The organism is Mycobacterium paraintracellulare (genome assembly GCF_000276825.1).
Taxonomy (GTDB): domain Bacteria; phylum Actinomycetota; class Actinomycetes; order Mycobacteriales; family Mycobacteriaceae; genus Mycobacterium; species Mycobacterium intracellulare.
Genome location: NC_016948.1, coordinates 1,690,638 through 1,710,296, shown reverse-complemented (window position 1 = coordinate 1,710,296; position 19,659 = coordinate 1,690,638). Strand labels below are relative to the sequence as shown.

The window sequence follows — 19,659 nt, the reverse complement described above, 5'->3', positions numbered from 1 at the left end:
GAGGGTCGGACCGATAGCTTCGGGCACGCTTATGGCGCCGGGGTTTTGTTCGCAACAAACGCCAGTGGCGCATGGTCGCAAGGCGTTTCGATGCGGCGCGGCGCTGTCGGGGTCAGCCGTGCAACGTTTCCCCGTTGATCACCTGGTGCTCATAGCGCAGCGACGCATCCTGAAGTGCCTTGACCAACAAGGGGTGTCCGATGGCATTTACATTGGCGGCCCTGTTGACGTATCTCAGTTTTTCGCCGATGTCGCCGCGATTGGAAATCGCGTGCTGAGGTTTTCATCTGGCGACATTGTTAAGAAGCGCACGCCGAGCGACCTCGTGGACCTTTACGCGCAACTGGTTTCCGGTGACGCTGGCCAAGCGGTGGTGGCCAATCCCGCGGTGACGGCAGGTGGTGCTGCGTTGGCGCTGGTTGCCGCGCTCGCCGTTCTGGGTAGCCCTGACGTACGACACGCTGAGGTACGGATGCGCTGGATCGTAGCGACTCCGGGTGCACGCGCCACGTCGGTGACTGCGACTCATTTCGGCAGAGGCAAAATCGTCAGCGGCCCGTTGCGCGCTGTCCAGTTGTCAGCACTTGAAACCTACCTGGGCCCTAGCGATCAACTTCGCTACCGAAGCGGCACCCACTCCCCCAGTGACCCGGCCGTGTTAGCGGAACGGCAGCGACACATTCCGGCGTTGCTATGGCACTCGGTTGCAATGCGTTTCCCCCCGGTAGGTCTAGCGGCCGAGCAGCTGGCCGCGACGCTGGCCTGCGCCGTCCTGGTGGTCGGCACGCGAATTACCCTCGGCGAAGCGGCCCGGCGTTTCGGGTCGATCACGACGGCGCCGGCCGTAGCGCGTGTTCTTCAACGGTTAAGCACTGCCAAGGACTGGGGAGGATTGCGAGCGGCGTTGATCCGCGTCGCGGACGACCTTGATGCAGGCGCTTGCCCCATCGACTACGAACGGCGGCGTGCACTTCCCTTCTATCAGCTGATGGATGGTGATAAGTGGTACGAAATATGCTGTGAGACAATGGTCGAGGCCAGCCCGGCAATGCGGGTCGAATTGGTCCGGTGTTGGATGTATGAGCGGATGACCGGCTCCCCTGCGCATCGATGTCCCACGGCCGACCGTAAGCGTGAGTTCCACCGCCAGCTGTCCAAACTCACTCAGTCGATGACGCCGGACCTCTCGGTGCTTCTCGACCGTTCTGCCACAGAGTTTTTGGAGAAACACGGATGCGGTGGGGAGCCGCTACTGTGGCACCCCACGGTAAGCTCCTGCCCAGTTGAATCGCATCCTCGAACTTTGGGTGCTGACATTGAATCTGGAATGGGCTGCTGCCGCGATGCGATGCGGCCGCCAACGGCTGCTCGCTTGCTCGGAGGGCAGACTCCGTGATGTTGGCAAAGGCCCTGTCGTCGTTTGCCCTTCGGAAACGGCGATGGCCGAACGCGGTGTACAGCGTGCAGGGGTGTCAATGCCTTGGCCGGCCGGCGGGGTCATTTAACCGTGTCGATGCGTGCTTCGATCTGATGCACCAGGTCAGCCACTGTATGACCAAGAGCTGTCGGCCGCCATGGTCTTAGACGCGAACCACTCCTAACGAGCAGTTCCTCGCCGAAATTGCTCTCTAATCGGATGATCTGCCCTCTTAGCACCGAAGCGCCGCAGCCGCATTCGGGTCTGCCCCCGGTTTGGTTGACTCCTGACCTGTGAGGATTCGTCCTTGCTGGAAGGATCAACCTCGTGCCGAGACCGTTTCCCGCCGAGTTCCGAGCCGATGTCATCGCTGTGGCCCGCAAGGGTGAGGCGCCGTTGCGCCAGATCGCGAAGGACTTCGGGATTTCGGAGGCCTGCCTGCATCGCTGGCTTAAGATCGCCGACCGCGAGGACGGTGCCAACCGGCTGTCGCCTGCGGCGGTCTCTGAGGATGTGTCGGCGCAGCTGCGCGAGGCGCATAAGCGGATCAAGCTCCTCGAGCAGGAGGCTGAAGTGATGCGTCGCGCGGTCGGCTACTTGTCCCGGGATGCCAACCCAAAATGATGTACCCGCTGGTCCTCGACCTTGCCGATGACGGCGTGCCCGTCACGGTGACCTGCCGGGTCCTGGGATTTTCCACCCAGGCGTTCTACAAATGGCGCAAAGCACCTCTATCGCAGCGAGATTGGGATGATGCGCACCTGATCAACGCCGCCCGCGACATCCATGCCGACGACCCCGCATTCGGCTACCGATTCATCGCCGACGAACTTCCCGGACGCGGTATCTTCGCCAGCGAGAACCGTGTCGCACGGTTGTGTTCCCAGGAGCGCATCTGGTCGGTCTTCGCCAAGAAGCGAGGACTGAACCGCAGATCCGGGCCGCCAGTTCACGACGACCTCGTGCAGCGTCAGTTCAGCGCCCAGGCCGCCAACCAGGTCTGGCTGGCCGACATCACCGAACACCGCACCGATGAAGGCAAGCTCTACCTCTGCGCGATCAAAGACGTCTATTCCAACCGGATCGTGGGTTACTCGATGGACTCGCGGATGAAGTCCTCGCTGGCAGTGGCCGCCCTCGATCACGCCGTGGCGTTGCGTTCACCTGCCGCGACGATCGTTCATTCGGACAGGGGTAGCCAATTTCGCTCACGAAAGTTCGTCCATGCACTGTCGCACAACGGATTACACGGATCGATGGGTCGTGTCGGCGCGTGCGGTGACAACGCTGCCATGGAGTCGTTCTTCGCCCTTCTGCAACGCAACGTGCTCGACCGGCGACGCTGGTCCACCCGAGCCGAACTACGCCTGGCGATCGTGTCGTGGATCGAGCGGACCTACCACCGACGCCGCCGGCAACGCGCACTCGGCAGACTCACCCCGATAGAGTTCGAACTGCTCCACACACAAGCCGCAACCGCGGCCTGAAAATCCCACCCCGCGAGTCAACTGAATGCGGGGCAGTCCCGTCTGTTGGCGTTGTAGTCGCAGCGCCAGTCTTCGATGATTACGCGGGCTTCCAGCACCGAGTCGAAGCGCCAAGAGTTGAGCAGTTCGTCGCGTAGCCTGCCGTTGAACGATTCGATCCAGGCGTTCTGCCACGGCGAGCCGGGATCGATGAAAAGTGAACCGGCGCTGTTGAATCGGCACCAATCGTGCACGGCGTGCGCCACGAATTCGGGACCGTTGTCGAAGCGCACGTAGTGCGGCGCCCCGTGTTGCACAACCAGGCGGTCCAGGACATCGACGACGCCGTCGGCGTCGATGCCGCGATCAACCTCGATCGCGAGTGCTTCGCGGGTGAACTCGTCGATCACGTTCAACATCTTCATGGTGCGGCCATCGGCGGTCGTGTCGAACTGGAAGTCCATCGCCCAGATCACGTTCGGACGAATCGGTGACATCGCGCCCACTGCGACACCAATACCGGTCAACCGCTTCTTCCTGCGGCGCTGCGGGACCCGCAGGCCCTCCTCCCGCCACAACCGGCGGATGCGCTTGTTGTTGACCAGCCAGCCCGCCCTGCGGGCCATCTTGGCTGCCCGTCGCCACCCCCAGCGCGGCCGGTCAGTGGAGAACCGGCGCAACCAGGCACGCAACTCGGCCTCCTCCGCTGTGATCGGCGGTGGCGTCAGGCGCATCGTGGAACGGTGCAGGCCCACCACCGCGCAGGCGCGGCGTTCAGATACCCCGAACCGGTCGCGCAGCACTTTAACGGCGCTGCGCTTGCGGTTCGGGGTCAGAAGTTTCCCGCCGAGATCTCCTTGAGCATGTCGATATCGAGAGCCTGGTTGGCGACCAGCCTCTTCAACCGGGCGTTCTCGGCCTCGAGTTCCTTGAGTCGTTTGGCCTCATTGGCCTTCATACCGCCGTACTGGGCAAGCCAGCGATGCCACGTCGACTCAGCGATCTCCAGGTGTCGGCACACCTCGCTGAGTTCCTGGCCGGCCCCGAGGTGCTTGTTGCCCTCGGCCAGCTTGCGGATGATCTGATCCGGCGTATGCCGCCGGCGCTTGTTCGACGCCATGTCGTTGTTTGATTCTTCCTTGCCCGAACACCGGGCAACAGAGTCCCACAACGACTGGACCACTACGACGGGCTCACCTCAGATCGTCCGATCATCATCATCATCGGCGCCGAGGCCAGACAATCCGGCGCAAGCTCGCGCCTCACCCGATCCCTGTTGTGTCGACTACCGTGCAGGAAGCCGACCGAAGTTGGTGTTTGCGTGAGCGAGTTGCAGAATGCCAAACGTCGGATCAAGGCCATCAGGGCGATCCGCCACAGCACCGAACTCGAAGGTTCCCTCAGCACCAACGCAACCCGCGCCGACCAGCTTGCCTACGCCCGCGGCAATATCACCGCCGCCGAGCTATGCGATCGCGTGCGGCGCCGGCATAACGTTCAGTAAACCGAGCCAGGGCTGCCCCCTGTCGCGGTTGGGCGATCGAATCAAACGGTGCCTCATCACTCTCAGCAGCGGCGCGGGGTGGCCGAGCATCGGGCCATGGGAACGAGCAACATCATCGCGAAGAGGGTCGAACACCATCGGTCGGATCGGCCATCACGAGCAGCCGCGACACCAGCGACCCCTCCGGCGGCCCGCTCGGCCTTAGCTCACCGCGGCACGCAAGCTTCGAAGCAGTTCGAAAATTGGTTGTAGCGCAGCCTGTTTCGTCACTAATGAATCCGGAACCCGTTCATGGCTAATCGTCATTAGCGTGGTTCCTAATCGGCCCGGCCAGCGGTTAAGCTAGCGGACCCATCATATGCATGGCGCAGCCGCACGTCCCACCGATTCGGCGTTTAGCGCCGGCCTCTGGGTGCCGGCGCGGGTCAGTGGACTTCGGAGGCCAGCGGGCCGCGGTCGCCGAAGATGCCGGCCGGGGGTTCGACAAACTCCGCATCGGGTGTGCGCCACACGTAGAGTGCACTATTTCTGGGCACGGCGAACTCGAGCTTAAGGCCGGCTTCGACCGCCGAGTCAACCCGTGGAACGCTGAGGCCGTCAAGTTGGATTTCCCGGAGTCGGCCCCAACGAGCGACACGGCCATTCGATGCCCAGAGGACGTCGCCTACCCCTACGGGCGCGCCGAGGGTCGGAATGACAACAATACGTCCCCGCTGGTAGTACTCGGTCGGGACGCCCAACGCCTCGCTCTCGTTTCGGCCGCGGGAAGCCTCTAGCACCAGACACGATAGGCTGGCCACTAGTCCCAGGCTCATCGCCTCAATGAAGTCAACCTTGGCCAGCAGCTGCTCTGGGGAGACTATTTCATCGGGTATTGCCCGGTGCGACACCTCGTTTCGGCGCTCTACGAGATCTGCCAGTTCCCTGGCGAGCAGCTCGGTCGGCAACGTCGCGTCGCCGTGGCCCGATTTCACCTGCCAGCTGCGGACCGCATCAGCGTGCTGGATGCGGGTCGGAAGGTCTGGCACTGCCCAGCGGAAGAGGTCGGCCATGGCGTCCCAGCGCAAGTTGGAGTTATGGAGTGCAATCACTTCGAGGCGAAGATCGTAGGGATGCGAATCGCCGAGGCATGAGGCCAAGCTCTTCGCAATGTCAAGTTCGTCGATCTCCTTATACCGGCCCACCCCGAGATTCTTGCCCAGCAAAGCGGATGCGTTCTGCACGTACTTGCTGCGCAGATTCTGCACTTGCAGGGTAGACAAGGCCTTGGGGTCACTGAGCATCAACTGGCCGAATCGGAACGCGAGCTGCTCGGCGAACGTCTCGAACGAGGCGTACAGCGCCGAGATACTGGCGATGTAGGCGAATCGGCGTTGGTCGGTCGTCTGATGGAGTCGTGAGACTGTGTCGAGGTAGCGGCGAATCAAGTCCAGATCCGCCGCGAGCGCATCGTACTTAGGAATCAAGACTGTGTGGCCTGACCTTCGATCTGAATCAGCGCGGCGTTCAACGCTTCGTACGCGTGGTCATTCCGGTTGCGCGCGTCAGCGGCGTTGGTCCTGCGACCACCAAATACCTCCGAGTGTTGGTCGTACATCAAGTCAACAGCGGCTTTCACAATCGTCGGCTGAGTCAGCAACGCCGCTCGCTGCTCGCCGCTCAACGCCGAGCTGGCATACATCAACGCGTCGTAAGCGATCTTGCTGAAGTGTCGATTACTGTTCTTGACTTGGAATGCCACTGGGCCGCCCACTGCATGCCAGAAAGTAATGTTGTCGACGAAGATCTGCTCGTACTCGGCCAGCGTGTCCTGATCGAAGCGGTTGCCTCGTACGAGGAATTCGTCGAGAAACTCGGATATTTTGTTCAGTCCCTGGGTGAACTTATCGAAGTGCCGGTAAGCGAAGAACCGCAGCACTATTTCAACATCTTCCATGGCCTTATACAGCTTCAGCCCAGCAGCGGTCACCTCGACGCCTTGGGCATCGCGACCCAATTGAAGTCCGCCGCCGTCGTCGTCAGATTCCTCGTCGGTGTCAGGGTCCGCGAGGCTATTGGGATCTAGTGGGGTGCCGAGCACCGACCTCAGTTCAGTAATTCGGGACAATCTGAGACACAGGTCGTTTAGGGGGCCGTCGTAGACGGCGTTGCGGGTCTCCTGGCCACTGAGTCGTACTCCTCCGGAGTTCAGACGCTCGAAGACCAGCTTCTTGAGGAAGGCGGCCTGTTCGGGATCTGATGCCGTCTCGTTTAGCAAGATGATCGATGACAAATATCTGCGGTCGATGCCGTCGCGAATTGAGCTTGGCAACGTCGAATAGGTTCTTCCATTCAGTTCCGGCCAATGTTGCAGACCCGTCAAATGGAGCTTGCCTTGGTAGAACTCCATCAATGCAGTTAAACGTTGCCGGCCATCCATGACCTCGAATCGCGCCAGCTCGTACTCGTACAGGAACACCGGCGGGACCGGCACATTCATGAGGAACGACTCGATCAGACGTGACTGGCGCCCTTCGTCCCAACGGTGACGGCGCTGGTATTCCGGATCGCGCTTGTACTTTGCCTCGGTTTCACCCGATTCGGTCACGAAGGTGTCGGTGAACATCGCGAGTATTTGGTTCAACGGATATCGCGCTTGCTCTATCACGATGCGGACGCCCTCCTTGGAGTAGCGCCGGTTCAGATCGGCGTCGCTCACTGGTGGAACGTCCTTGCGCTTCAGGTCGTGAATGGCTTCACCCGGAAGCAGCGAGACTCTCACATCGTCATCCTTCCCATTGTCACGCCGAGCGGTCCTAGGTCCGCCGCAGGCTCTGAGAACAATTCGTATTCAACGTAATTCGGCCACGACGTCGACCTCGCCTATCGCGGAGCCCGCCCTCACAAACTGTTCGGCCTGCCTGGCCTGGTAGGGCGAAGTGCCAGCCGGCGTGACTCCGATGACGACCCAGCCCGACTCCGCCTGCTCAATCGAGTCGAGCAGCAGCCGAGTCGGGTCAGTGCGCGCGGATGGCAGGGCTCCGAAGCGAACGGCCAGCCGGGCCCTGCGATGGCACCGAAGTGCGGTCGCGCGCCACACGCCGGCGAGCGCGGTGACAAAAGCCGCCTGGCTCGGCTGGCGCGCGAGCTGACCCGCCGACCCGTAGGGCACCTCGGGCGCCCCGCCTAGGAACCAGGAGCGCAGCCATTGGTCGGGCAGATAGGTCCGCATTCCGTAGTAGGGCGGGGAAGTGACCACTAGATCGAAAGTGGGACGCAGTGTCTTCAAGACCTCCGCGGAGTCACCTAGGTATACCCTTCCTCCGGACGAAGGGGGCTGCGCCTCGAGGAGTCTCGCGGCTCGTCGTGCGATTACGTCGAGAGTGTCTACCCGAACGGGCCGCAGTGCTCGGGCCTTCCAGAACTTGACGGCGTAGCCCGGCTTGGATGCGTACGTACGTGGCATCTGATTCGAAAGGTAAGAGGGCGCGCCTTTGTTGCGAGGGCCGTGCAGGATACCTAGCATGATTGCTCTTAGCATTGCTGCAGTTGGCGTGTGCAGATTCAGCAACGCTTCGCGCACCGTACTGATCTCTCGCAGCGTTTTTGCTTCGTAGCACAACTGCCAGAATTCGCCCTGCGGCGCAACCGGCTGTAAGCCGTCTTGCAGGATTCGCTTGGCCAAGCGGACGACCGCGGCGGCACTTACCTGCTCCACCTTGGCCTGGGCGATGGCAACGGCGACGGGATTGACGTCGATTCCGACCGACGGGACGCCGACGGCTCGCGCCGCGAACAACGTGGTGCCCCTGCCACAGAAGGGGTCGAGCACCCTCGTCGTCGCCCCATGGGAGGCCAGTTGCTCGAGAGGAAAGTCTAGCGGGAACATCGTGTAATAAGGACACACCGCGTTTAGTCGGAGTAGGTCTCCCGAGAACCCCAGGGCGCGATAGACCCCCGACGACTTCACGACGCTGATCGTACCGCTGCGATGTCGCCGAGCCCTGCGTCAACGCGACCTCGGGCACTCATCACCACAGTTGCAGCGAGCACGCCGCTACGCGGATCGCTCGGTCGAGCCGCCGGCTGTTCACAAGCGGGTCGGTAACGACATATGTCCGCTCCCATGGATAACCGCTGTATCCATCGTCTTGACGGCTTCCACGATCCCCCCGCCTGCAAGCATCGCCGGTGCTGGTTGCGCCACAGAAAGTATCGAGTCCGTCTGCCACGAAGTTACGGCGCTCCCCGGCAACCAGACGCGATAGCTCGCCGGATCTTGCCGACAAAACCGAGCGCATTGGCCCGGGAGTCAGCGACGACAGGGGCAGGAGTAAATGAGTCGCTCGCCGAATAAGGCTTTCTCGCAGTAACTTTCGCCCGAACGACATGAATCAGACTATCCGTCGGACTTCAAGACCATCGGTCAGTTAGACATCAGCGTCTCAGGTTCGTGTCATATATGACATCCATATGACATCTCAACTGAGAATATGACATCGAATCTGAGAACCTACAGTCGTAGGCGACCGGCTCGACACCCCACCGCGAATCTGCCATTGACGAATGTCACCATTTGGTATTGACTGCGTTGTATGACGGACGGTGTTCCGGCTCGCGGGTCGCTGCGATCCCGCGGGGCGGCAGCGGTAAGTGCCTACACCTTGCGGCCGATCACCAGCGTGATCCCGCCCGAGCGGGCATGGGGGCTATGGCTCTCGCGTCAGATCATCGCCAGGATCATGGGCACCTTTGGACCCTCGCTCGCGGGCACGCGCGTCGAACCGGTCGACACCAGGCTGCCCGACGGCCGCCGCGTCAAAGGGGAATGGGTCTACGGGCCGCGCACCCCCACCAGCGAAGCTGAGCGCTCATCGACAACCGCGGGAGCCATCTACTACGTGCACGGCAGCGGGTACGCCGTGTGTTCGCCAAAGACGCACCGCCGGTTGACATCCTGGCTTTCGTCCTTGACCGGCCTTCCGGTGTTCTGCATCGACTACCGACTCGCCCCAAAGCATCGCTTCCCCACCGCGGCCGACGATGTCCGCGCGGGCTGGGACTGGCTGGTCGACACGTGCGGCCTACTGCCCAAACACATTGTGATCGCCGGAGATTCGGCGGGCGGTCACCTGTCCGTCGATCTGCTGCTACAACCCGGGGTCGAGCACCCCGCCGCCATGGTGCTGTTCTCGCCGCTGTACGACCTCTCGTTCGAATTGGCGCTCGCTCGTGAGCGGATTCGCCCCGATCCCGCCACCAGCGCCGCGAACGCGGTGCGGTTGGTCGGCCTCTACCACAGCGGCGTCGAGCTGACCCATCAACGGCTGACACTCGACGTCGCGGGCGGCCCCGCGCTTCCACCCACGCTGATCCAGGCCGGCGGCGCCGAGATGCTGCAAGAAGACGCGCGCCAGCTCGCCGCCGACATCCGAACTGCCGGTGGCAGATGCGAACTGCAGATCTGGCCCCATCAGGTGCACGTCTTTCAGGCGCTGCCACGCATGACACCCGAAGCCGCCAAGGCGATGGCCTATGTCGCGCGCTTCATCGCGCACGCCCTGCAGGATGCGCGCGCCGTCACCGAAGGGGCCCGCTGACGATGTTCGGACTCAATAAGCCCAAAATCAGCCGCGGCGCTTCGGCGGTGGTGACCGGTGCCGGAAGCGGCATCGGCGCCGCCTTCGCCGTCGAACTCGGCCGTCGCGGCGGCGCGGTCGTGTGCAGTGATATCGACCAAACCGCGGCGCAAAAGACCGCCGACGCGATCACCGAGCAGGGCGGCAAGGCGATCGCGATCCGTTGCGACGTATCGCGATTCGACGAGGTGCAGGCGTTGGCCGAGCAATCGCAGGCGTGGTTCCCGGCGGCACCCACGTTGGTGATCAACAACGCCGGTGTCGGTGCCGGCGGCGCCGCGATCGGCGATGCGCCGCTCGACGATTGGGCGTGGACGTTGGGGATCAACCTCTGGGGCCCCATTCACGGCTGCCATGTGTTCACCCCGATCCTGCGCGACGCCGAGTCGCGTGCGAGGCGGGGCATCATCAACGTGGCCTCCGCGGCGGCGTTCGGCGCCGCCCCGGGTATGGCCGCCTATAACGTCAGTAAGGCCGGCGTCCTTTCACTCTCGGAAACCCTGGCCGCCGAACTCGCCGGAACCCCGGTGCGGGTCACCGTGCTGTGCCCGACCTTCGTAAAGACCAACATTCTCGAGTCCGGCCGCATCAGCGAACAATCCAGCGAACTCGCCACCAAATTGATGCGCTGGACCGGATTGTCCGCGGAGAAGGTCGCGCGAACCTGCCTGGACGCACACGACCGCGGCGAGCTCTACTGCATGCCGCAGTTCGACGCCAAGGTCGGCTGGAACATCAAACGCCTGGCCCCGCAGGCCTATACGCGCACGGCCGGCTTGCTCTCCCGCATCAACCTGCCCTGAACACGTCGACGCAAAGGAGTTCCCGATGGCCATCGACATGGAAGTCATGCTCGCCAAGATCAAAGACCGGCAGTGGGCACTCGCCGATATCGACTGGGACGCCCCCGGCGCCGACATGATCAGTGACGAACAGCGGCCCCAGCTCAAGGCGTTCATGGCCGACCTGTGCTGGATCGAGAACATCGGCGCCAGAGGCTTTGCGGCACTGGCGAAGAAGGCCCCCACACCGACCATCGCCGAGATCTACCGCTACTTCCACGCCGAGGAGCAGCGCCACGCCAACGCCGAACTGGCGCTGATGAAGCGCTGGGGCATGCTCACCGACGGTGAGATTCCCGAGCCGAACGTGAACATCCGACTGGCCATCGACTGGCTGGACCGCTGGGCCGACGACATGCCGCTGTCTCTGCTCGGCACCGTCATCCCGATGCTCGAAGTCGCGCTGGACGGCGCCCTGTTGAAATTCCTCCTCGACGAGGTGCACGATCCCGTTTGTCACCAGGTCTTCGAGAAGATCAACAACGACGAATCGCGCCACCTGGTCGTCGATTTCGAAGTTCTCGACATGATCGGGCACGCGAAGATCCGGCGGTTGCTGATCGACTTCGTCGGTCACAATGCCACTCCGGGTCTCATCATCGGTGCGATCATGGGTGCACCGCTGATCAACAGGATCCGCAACGAGATCATCGCCATGGGTATGGAGCCCGAGCGGCTTTACCGGGCCGTGAAACGCTTTAGAGAGCTTGGCGACCGCGGCGATCGCACCAGCCGGGTACCGACTTACCGGTTCCTAAGGCGCTACGCCGGAGTGGTCACGAATCCACGCCACCCGTACCACCTGCTGGCGAATTCGATGGTATGGCTTTCCGACCGGTATCCGCGGCCGCTGCTACCGTCGGTACCGACGTGGGTCAGAGAACTCACCCACGAGCCGGCGGCATGAGCATGGCGAACAACAACGGCGCCCATGCGGCGCTCATCATCGGAGCCGGCTTCACCGGACTGGGCGCGGCAATCCGGTTGGCCGAAGCCGGAGTCGATGACATCGTGATACTCGAGCGCGCGGACCGCGTCGGCGGAACCTGGCGCGACACAACATATCCGGGTGCCAGCTGCGACGTCCCGTCGCTGCTGTACTCCTACTCATTCGTCAAAAATCCGACCTGGTCGCGAACCTACTCCCCCGCCCCGGAAATCTATCGCCACCTCGAGGACATGGCGGACCGCTTCGACATCCGCAACCGCATCAGGTTCGGCCACGAGGTCAAGGGCTTGTCCTTCGACGAGGACGCCGGCGTCTGGACCGCCACCACCAAGAACCGCAAGAAATTTCGCGCCCGCACCGTCGTGCTGGCTTCCGGTCCCCTGTCCGACGTCAGCTTCCCCGACATCCGCGGCCTCGACAGCTACCAGGGGCACAAGATCCACAGCGCCCGCTGGGATCACGATTACGACTTCGCGGGCAAGCGCGTCGCGGTCATCGGGACCGGTGCCAGCGCCATCCAGATCATCCCCGAGCTGGTCAAACGCGCCGAATTCGTCAAGGTTTTCCAGCGCACCCCATGCTGGGTGCTGCCGCGCTTGGACGTCGCCACCCCACCTGCCGTGCAAGCCTTGTTCGCCAAAGTTCCTGCCACCCAACAGCTTGCGCGCCAGACGCTGTACTGGGGGCATGAAGCCAGCGCCACGGCGCTGGTGTGGGACACGCCGCTGACGTCGTTGGTCGCCCGGCTGGGGCGGGCCCACCTGCGCGCTCAGGTGAAGGATCCGTGGCTGCGGCGCCAGCTGACGCCCGACTTCAGGCCGGGGTGCAAGCGCATGCTGGTCTCCAGCGACTACTACCCGGCGCTGCAACGGGACAACTGCAAGCTCATCGACTGGCCGATCGCCACGTTGAGCCCGGCGGGCATCCGCACCAGTGATGGCATCGAGCACCGCCTCGATTGCATCGTGTTCGCCACCGGCTACGACGTGCATCTGACCGGTCCGCCTTTCGCCGTGACCGGACTCGGTGGGCGCTCGCTGGCCGCCGAATGGGCCGACGGCGCACAGGCTTACAAGAGCATCAACGTGCACGGGTATCCGAACCTGTTCGTCATGACCGGCCCCAACTCCGGGCCGGGGCACAACTCGCTGCTGGTCTACATCGAGGGCCAGCTGGACTACGTGGTACGCGGCATCACCACCATCCTCGACGAGGACCTGCGCTATCTCGATGTCCGCGAACAGGTCCAGCGGCGCCACAACGAGGATCTCCAGCGCCGGCTGACCAGGACGACCTGGATGTCGGGATGCCGCAGTTGGTACCTCACCAAGGACGGATTCAACGGGTCGATGTATCCCGGATTCGCCACGCAGTATCTTCGCCAGATGAGGGATTTTCGGTATGAGGACTATCAGGCGGTGGCGCACGCCCGGGCGCGCGCCAGCCGATCCGCCTGAGATCGCGCCCTGACATGGCAACCGAGCGTGCGTCGCGGCCCGAACCCGGCACCATCGCCAGCGTGCTGCACAACGTGCGCCGCGCCCCCAAACGCGTGCGGCGCCAATCGCGGGAATATCGACAACTCATCGAAACGGCGGTGTCCCAGCTGTTCGACGCGGCGGTCCGACACCCGCACGGCGCCGCGAACTCCGGGGAGTACCGCATCGACGACCTGGCCCGGCTGGCCGGCACCACCACCCGCAACATCCGCGTCTACCGCGACCGCGGGCTGTTGCCGCCCCCGCTGCGCGTCGGGCGCATCGCGCTGTTCAACGACACCCACCTGACCCGGTTGCGGCTCATCACCTCGATGCTCGACCGCGGCTACACCATCGCGCACGTACGAGAAATGCTCAGCGCGTGGGAGGAAGGCAAGAACCTCGGTGACGTGCTGGGCCTCGAAACCGCCATCGCGGGCCCGTGGACGACCGAGAAGCCGGAAACCATGCCGCTCGCCGACGCCCAGCGACTCGTCGACGACCCGCAAGCCTTCGAGCGGCTCGTCGCGCTTCAAGTGATTCGGATTGACGGGTCCAACGCGACGATCACCCGCCCGAAACTGATCGAGGCGTTCAATGAAATCCGCGGCTACGGTGTCGAATTCGACAAGCTCATCGACCTGCACGAGCAGATCGTGCCCGAGATCGACAAGATCAGCGACATGCTCGTGCGCGCCGGCGCCGAACACGTGCTGGACCGCATCAGGCCCGGCGAGCCGCTCCCGGCCGACGCCGAGATCGCCGAGCTGATCACCATGCTCGTGCGCTTTCGGACTCAAGCCGTGGCCACGGTCACCGCGACGCTCGCGTCCTCGATCGAATCCAATATCGAGTCGCTCGTGAGCCGCATTCTGGCGGACTATCTCGCCGAGTCGAGCTCTTCGGCCTGAGCGGCGGTGGCTTTCGGGATTGTCCTCGGCCGCCTCATGCCGTGAGCGCGCGACCTAACGGTGGAGCGCTAAAAAGGGACGACAGTGCAGGTTGGGCACGTAAAAGTGCCCGTGCAGGCCGCTGCCGTGGGAAAAGTGAGCGCCAGCATGACGGCAAGAACGACTTTCGACTTGAGACCAGCCACGAATACTCCATCCCGTTGAAGTTGGGACAGATGCTAAACGCAACACCGCGAAAAAACTTGAGAATGACGGATATTCGCTGTCAACCCTTTACCGGCCGTTGAGAATTCACCCGTCGCGCGGCCATAGCCGCCGCTTGCGCTGCATATCACGTTAATCAGTGTCAGTGTTCCTTCTGTTTGAAGGACTTTGCTGGCGGTGATCTTCTCGGCCCTTCGCGCCTCACCTTCGGAGGCGCTTGGACTCGTCGAATTCCTCGCCTAGGCGCGCGCAATCAGATAGGGCGCGAGCGTGGACAGCTTCTCGCACGTCTCTTCGAATTCGCGTTCGGGCGTGGACTCTTCGATGATGCCGGCACCGGCCCGCAACCAGGTCCTGCCGTCACGTTCGTAGGCCGCGCGCAGCGTCAGCGCCGCGTCCAGCCCGCCGTCAGCCGAAATCATCACGACCGCACCCGAATAGAGGCCACGGGGTCCTTCGTCGAGGCGCATGATCGCTTCGACACCGCCCGCTTTCGGGATGCCCGAGGCGGTGACCGCAGGGAACAACGCTTCGAGCGCGTCCATCCGGTCGTTCGACGTGCCCAGGCGCCCGCTGACCGTGGACCCGAGGTGCTGGACACTCCCCCGCTCGCGCACCGTCATGAAATCGGTGACGACCGCAGTGCCGGGCTCGGCGATCTCGGTCATCTCCTGCAGCGAGCTGCGCACCGAAATCGCGTGCTCGACAATCTCTTTGGAGTTCGACTCCAGGTCATCTCGCGCCTCACGGTCACGCGCCTCGCCACGACCGAGCGCCCGGGTGCCCGCCAGCGGCTCGGTCACCACGACACCGTCGCGCCGGACCGCCGCGACCAGTTCGGGGCTGTAGCCCACGGCACGAATCCCACCCAGCGACAACAGAAACGATCGCACCGGGGTGTTGTGCCGGCGCGCCAGCCGGTAGGTGGACGGGAAATCGAGCGCGAAAGGCACTTCGAGAGAACGGGAAAGGATCACCTTGTGGTAGCGGCCCGCCGCGATCTCCGCCACGGCCGACGCGACACGATTGCGGTAGTCGGAGGTGTCGGCGATGACGTCGATCGCGGAGGCCTCGCGCAGCCCGGAGACGCCGTCGCCGAGCACAGCCAGCACTACGTCGCGGTGGTCGGCCGACGCGTCGAACAGACGAATCGCCTCCCGGGACACCACGATGCGGCCCCGCGGCCAAAACACCCGCGCCAGCGGGGTTTCCGGCGCCAGGCGCTGTTGCAGCCCGTAGCGATAGACCCCGAATTCGAAGGCGATCCAGCCGAAGAGTTGGTCTGTTTCCAGCAGCAGCCGGTCGATGGCCTCGCCCAGCGCCGGCCCGGGTCGCCCCGACCACTGCTGGCGCTGCGTGACCCCATCGCGGATCACCCGCAGCTCGTCGCTGTCCAACTCGATCATGGCGTGCACACCGGTGGCCAGCACCCATTCCCCGCTGCGCTCGTAGAGCAGATACTCTTCCCCGACGCGTTCGGAGAGCACCACGGCCAACTCGGCCGCCAGGTCCGCCGGGTCGATATGGGCGGGAAGCGGGATCGATGGCGACGCAGAACCGGCGGAACTTGTCTCGACGCTGACCTCGGTCACGGTTAGTAAATGTAGCCTAACCTATGTAGCTGTGCGCAACCGATCCCATCGAGTTGCCCCCCGCGGGGCGCCTTCGGCTAAAACTCCCTCGGAGTTAAAGCCCGGCCCCGCCCGAGGCTACCCGCCGGAACGCGCCGATTCGTCGCTCCAGCCGTTCCGTTCGCGCAGCTAGGTCGGGGTCGCCGCCGGCGCGGAAGGTCAGGCGCTGCCGATCCGGTGTGAGGCTCGCCACCTGGAACGTTTTCCCACCGTTTACGTCGTGGTCGCGCACCGAACGGCGTGGGCCGCGAGACTCGTCCTAGTGGCACTGGCCCGTCCGCCCGGATTCGCTGATTGGAGGAACGACGTGTTCAGCATTCGCCTCAGCAGTGGCGAGGAGGTCCAGGCGAGCGCAGGCGACGAGCTCGAAATCAATCAAGAGACCGGTGTGCTTTCGGTGTCCCGGGTCGACGGCTTCGAGGAAATCACGACGCACTACTCGCCCTCGGCCTGGCTGTCGGTGACCCACCGGCAAAAGGGAGCCGGGGTCAGGCCGTCGCCCAACTGGCCGCCCCACTGACTCAGATTTTGACTACACAGTAAATAGACAGCATCTTCACACCAATCTCACGGCTGATGGGACGCCTGCCGGCACCGGATTTCGTTCCGCTAGATCGGGCCTGACCAGCGCATTTGCGGCGCTAGGCGGGTCTGGAAGGCCCGTCCTTCCCGCCGTGCTTTCGAGTGGCAGGTCGACCGCCACGGGGATAAATTTCTGACGGTCGTCGGGATGTTTCGTGGTTGCTCCGCGTTTGCGGACGGTGCTTCCCCCTGATCGCGGGTCTACTCAACGGAGGCATCGATGCTGCAAGAGTTTTGGCACAACTTCACCCACAACCTCTTCAAGCCGCTCTTGCTGTTTTTCTACTTCGGCTTTCTGATCCCCATCCTGAAGGTGCGCTTCGAATTCCCCTATGTCATCTATCAGGGGTTGACCATGTATCTGCTGCTGGCCATCGGCTGGCACGGCGGCGAAGAGCTCGCGAAGATCAGCGCCTCGAGCGTCGGCGCCATCGTCGGATTCATGGTCCTGGGCTTCGTGTTGAACTGTGCCATCGGCGGTTTGGCCTACGTGGGCCTGAGCCGACTGAAAACGCTGCGGAAGGTGGACCGCGCGACGATCGCGGGCTATTACGGGTCGGACTCGGCCGGGACCTTTGCCACCTGTGTGGCCGTGCTGGCCGCCGTGAACATCGCCTTCAACGCTTACATGCCGGTGATGCTGGCCGTGATGGAGATCCCGGGCTGCCTGGTCGCGCTGTACTTCGTGGCCCGACTGCGCCACCGGGGCATGGACGCCGGCGGATACATGCCCGACGAGCCCGGCTACACGCCGCCCGTCAAGGTCGGGGTCGGCCCCGGCAGCGCCGCGCGGCCCCCGCAGGGCCAGAGCCTCGAGAGGCAGGAAGCAAGCCTGGAGCACGAGCTGGAGGACTGGGAGCCCGAGCAGAGCCCGGACGACGCCAAGGCCAAGCGGATGCCGATCCTCTCCCGCGAGCTGTTTCAGGAGGTGTTCCTCAATCCGGGGCTAGTCCTGCTGATGGGCGGCATCATCATCGGTCTCGTCAGCGGGCTGCAGGGCCAGAAGGTCGTCGCCGACGACGACAAGTTCTTCGTGCTGGCGTTCCAGGGCGTGCTGTGCCTGTTCCTGCTCGAAATGGGCATGACGGCGTCGCGCAAGCTGAAAGACCTGCGCACGGCGGGCCCCGGATTCATCGTCTTCGGTCTCGTGGCGCCGAATGTCTTTGCAACGCTGGGCATCTTCGTCGCCTGCAGCTACGCCTCGCTGACCCACACCGACTTCAAGACGGGCACCTATGTGCTGTTCGCGGTCCTGTGCGGCGCGGCGTCCTACATCGCCGTCCCGGCGGTGCAGCGGCTCGCCATCCCCGAGGCGAGCCCGACGTTGCCGCTGGCCGCCTCGCTGGGTCTGACGTTCTCCTACAACGTCACCGTCGGAATCCCGCTCTACATCGAGATCGCCCGGGTCTTCGAGCAATGGTTCGGGGTCTGACCGGGCCGCTACCCCAATAGCGTCCGCACCACGGCGTCGGCCAGCAGCCGTCCCCGATCCGTCAGGACGAGCCTGTCACCGGTTGTCACCAGCAACCCGTCGGAGACGACGCCCTCGGCGCGTTCACGCTCTTCGGAATTCAACAGGCCAACCGGAAGGCCTTGGCGCAGGCGGACTTTCAACAGCACGTCTTCGGTGTGCAACGTGTCGGCGTCGAGCCGCTCGAATCCCGCGACCGGCAGCGCGGCCGTGCCCAGCCTCTCGGCATATGCGTTGGGATGCTTGACATTCCACCAGCGCGTGGTGCCGACGTATCCGTGCGCGCCCGGTCCCGCGCCCCACCACTGGCCGCCGTCCCAGTAGCCCAGGTTGTGCCGGCATTCACCCCCTGGCCGCGACCAGTTGGACACCTCGTACCACGACATGCCCGCCTCGCTCAGGCGCGCGTCGACCAATTCGTAGCGGTGGGCCAGCACGTCGTCGTCGGGAGCGGCCAGTTCGCCGCGACGCACCCGCCGGGCCAGGGCGGTGCCTTCCTCGACCACCAGCGCATAGGCCGAGACGTGATCGACGCCGGTCTCGATCGCGGTGTCGACCGATCGCAGCAGGTCGTCGTCGGACTCCCCCGGGGTTCCATAGATCAGATCGAGGCTGACGTGTTCGAAGCCCGCGGCCAGCGCCTCGCGGGCGGCATCGGCCGATCGGTTCGGCGTGTGAATGCGGTCGAGGACACCCAGCACCCGTGGCGCCACCGATTGCATCCCCAGGGACACCCGGGTGTAGCCGGCCGCGCGGATGGCGTCGAAGAGGTCCGGCCACGCCGACTCGGGGTTGGCCTCGGTGGTGATCTCGGCATCCGCTGCCAGCGGAAAGTGCTCGCGCACCATGTCCAGCAGCGTCACCAGGCGCGCACCGCCGAGCAACGAGGGCGTCCCACCACCGACAAACACGGTGCTCACCGGCGGCGCTTCCAGTCGCGCGGCCGCCAGTTCCAATTCGGCCCGCAGCGCACCCAACCAGGCGTCTGGATTGACGCCCCCCAGCTCCGCTGGGGTATAGGTGTTGAAATCGCAATAGCCGCAACGCGTTACGCAGAACGGGACATGCACGTAGATGCCAAACGGCTGCCCGGCGGTCACCCGCACGTCGGGCAGGTCGACCAGCTCCTCGCGAATGGCCATGCCAAATGATCCCACGCAGACGCCCGGCGCCGGCGCCGTCGATCCCGGCTGCCGGGGGCTGCCCGTGCGCCGAGCGTGCGCCGGCTGCGACATTCCGGCCGGATTTTCGCGCTGGGTGCACGCTCGGCGTTGCCGCGCGGTGGATCCCCCGGACTTGATGCCGCGGTGGCCCGTCAGCGGCACTTTTAATCATCGTGAGCCCAGATTTGACCTGCTCGCACGGCCCCCCGGCATCCATGGCACAATGGGGGCGTGACTGTCGCCCAGCCCAGCCCGCACATTGTGCTCGTGGCGCGACGGCACATCGATCTCAAGCGCGTTTGCAGCTGTATCTGTCTGCCTTGACTTGGTAGACCCAGCCCACTGTGTCTCCAGCAGGCCGACGGTTTCGTGCCGCCCATAAGTGCCGGTGAACTGTGCTGGCCGCGCTGGCGATCTTTTTGA

Annotated in this window: 16 protein-coding genes and 1 pseudogene; 11 read left to right on the top strand and 6 right to left on the bottom strand. The window is 64.0% G+C overall.

Annotated features, from left to right (window positions below; genetic code table 11):
- Positions 1 to 64: 64 nt before the first annotated feature.
- Complete coding sequence (locus OCQ_RS25900) at positions 65 to 1,396, top strand: hypothetical protein (protein ID WP_232065571.1); 1,332 nt, start codon at positions 65 to 67, stop codon at positions 1,394 to 1,396.
- A 348-nt stretch (positions 1,397 to 1,744) separates the two neighbouring features.
- Positions 1,745 to 2,904, top strand: a protein-coding gene (locus OCQ_RS08040) for an IS3 family transposase (RefSeq protein ID WP_085978335.1) whose coding sequence is annotated in 2 segments (ribosomal slippage) — positions 1,745 to 2,036 and positions 2,036 to 2,904 — 1,161 coding nt in all. Because the reading frame shifts where the segments join, the coding sequence is not laid out codon by codon here.
- Between the two features lie 41 nt (positions 2,905 to 2,945).
- Here OCQ_RS08040 and OCQ_RS08035 read toward each other — a convergent pair.
- Positions 2,946 to 4,003, bottom strand: a pseudogene (locus OCQ_RS08035) (IS3 family transposase); the annotation flags it as partial.
- 201 nt (positions 4,004 to 4,204) lie between these two features.
- On the opposite strand from OCQ_RS08035, the gene OCQ_RS08025 reads away from it, so the two are divergent.
- Complete coding sequence (locus OCQ_RS08025) at positions 4,205 to 4,387, top strand: antitoxin VbhA family protein (RefSeq protein WP_014384205.1); 183 nt, start codon at positions 4,205 to 4,207, stop codon at positions 4,385 to 4,387.
- Positions 4,388 to 4,812: 425 nt separating this feature from the next.
- On the opposite strand, the gene OCQ_RS08020 is transcribed toward OCQ_RS08025, so the two are convergent.
- The 3 genes from OCQ_RS08020 to OCQ_RS08010 form a co-directional block, all read right to left on the bottom strand.
- Positions 4,813 to 5,853, bottom strand: a complete 1,041-nt coding sequence (locus OCQ_RS08020; RefSeq protein WP_014384204.1) for a HEPN domain-containing protein — start codon at positions 5,851 to 5,853, stop codon at positions 4,813 to 4,815.
- Positions 5,850 to 7,148, bottom strand: coding sequence for a GmrSD restriction endonuclease domain-containing protein (locus tag OCQ_RS08015; RefSeq protein WP_014384203.1), 1,299 nt, complete (start codon positions 7,146 to 7,148; stop codon positions 5,850 to 5,852). The genes OCQ_RS08020 and OCQ_RS08015 overlap by 4 nt, the downstream gene beginning before the upstream one ends.
- A 69-nt stretch (positions 7,149 to 7,217) precedes the next feature.
- On the bottom strand, positions 7,218 to 8,336 hold the full coding sequence (locus OCQ_RS08010; protein ID WP_232065570.1) for a site-specific DNA-methyltransferase: 1,119 nt from the start codon (positions 8,334 to 8,336) through the stop codon (positions 7,218 to 7,220).
- A 625-nt stretch (positions 8,337 to 8,961) separates the two neighbouring features.
- On the opposite strand from OCQ_RS08010, the gene OCQ_RS08005 reads away from it, so the two are divergent.
- From OCQ_RS08005 to OCQ_RS07985, 5 genes are read left to right on the top strand one after another with little or no spacing between them, the layout of a single operon-like run.
- Positions 8,962 to 9,966: an alpha/beta hydrolase gene (locus OCQ_RS08005; RefSeq protein WP_080587993.1), complete on the top strand. Its 1,005-nt coding sequence runs from the start codon at positions 8,962 to 8,964 to the stop codon at positions 9,964 to 9,966.
- Positions 9,967 to 9,968: 2 nt separating this feature from the next.
- The gene (locus tag OCQ_RS08000) at positions 9,969 to 10,808 is read left to right on the top strand and encodes an SDR family NAD(P)-dependent oxidoreductase (RefSeq protein WP_014384200.1); all 840 of its coding nucleotides are present in this window, start codon (positions 9,969 to 9,971) and stop codon (positions 10,806 to 10,808) included.
- Positions 10,809 to 10,833: 25 nt separating this feature from the next.
- Entirely contained in the window at positions 10,834 to 11,754 is a 921-nt protein-coding gene (locus OCQ_RS07995; protein WP_009956563.1) for a hypothetical protein, read from the top strand.
- Complete coding sequence (locus tag OCQ_RS07990; protein ID WP_009956564.1) at positions 11,751 to 13,253, top strand: flavin-containing monooxygenase; 1,503 nt, start codon at positions 11,751 to 11,753, stop codon at positions 13,251 to 13,253. The genes OCQ_RS07995 and OCQ_RS07990 overlap by 4 nt, the downstream gene beginning before the upstream one ends.
- 14 nt (positions 13,254 to 13,267) lie before the next feature.
- Positions 13,268 to 14,185: a MerR family transcriptional regulator gene (locus OCQ_RS07985; RefSeq protein ID WP_009956565.1), complete on the top strand. Its 918-nt coding sequence runs from the start codon at positions 13,268 to 13,270 to the stop codon at positions 14,183 to 14,185.
- 443 nt (positions 14,186 to 14,628) lie between these two features.
- Here OCQ_RS07985 and OCQ_RS07980 read toward each other — a convergent pair whose 3' ends face one another.
- Positions 14,629 to 15,981: a salicylate synthase gene (locus OCQ_RS07980; RefSeq protein WP_009956566.1), complete on the bottom strand. Its 1,353-nt coding sequence runs from the start codon at positions 15,979 to 15,981 to the stop codon at positions 14,629 to 14,631.
- A gap of 346 nt (positions 15,982 to 16,327) precedes the next feature.
- Between OCQ_RS07980 and OCQ_RS07975 the strand changes: the two genes are divergently transcribed.
- Positions 16,328 to 16,540, top strand: coding sequence for a hypothetical protein (locus OCQ_RS07975; RefSeq protein ID WP_009956568.1), 213 nt, complete (start codon positions 16,328 to 16,330; stop codon positions 16,538 to 16,540).
- Between the two features lie 282 nt (positions 16,541 to 16,822).
- Positions 16,823 to 18,034: a sodium-dependent bicarbonate transport family permease gene (locus OCQ_RS07970; protein WP_014384199.1), complete on the top strand. Its 1,212-nt coding sequence runs from the start codon at positions 16,823 to 16,825 to the stop codon at positions 18,032 to 18,034.
- An 8-nt stretch (positions 18,035 to 18,042) separates the two neighbouring features.
- Here the strand turns inward: OCQ_RS07970 and hemW are convergent, their stop codons facing one another.
- A complete protein-coding gene (gene hemW, locus OCQ_RS07965; protein WP_014711149.1) occupies positions 18,043 to 19,215 on the bottom strand; it encodes a radical SAM family heme chaperone HemW in 1,173 nt (390 codons plus the stop codon).
- Positions 19,216 to 19,467: 252 nt separating this feature from the next.
- Between hemW and OCQ_RS27315 the strand changes: the two genes are divergently transcribed.
- Positions 19,468 to 19,560 carry an Ms4527A family Cys-rich leader peptide gene (locus OCQ_RS27315; RefSeq protein ID WP_350494745.1) on the top strand — a complete coding sequence of 31 codons (93 nt, stop codon included), beginning with the start codon at positions 19,468 to 19,470 and terminating at the stop codon, positions 19,558 to 19,560.
- The last annotated feature ends 99 nt before the right edge of the window (positions 19,561 to 19,659 follow it).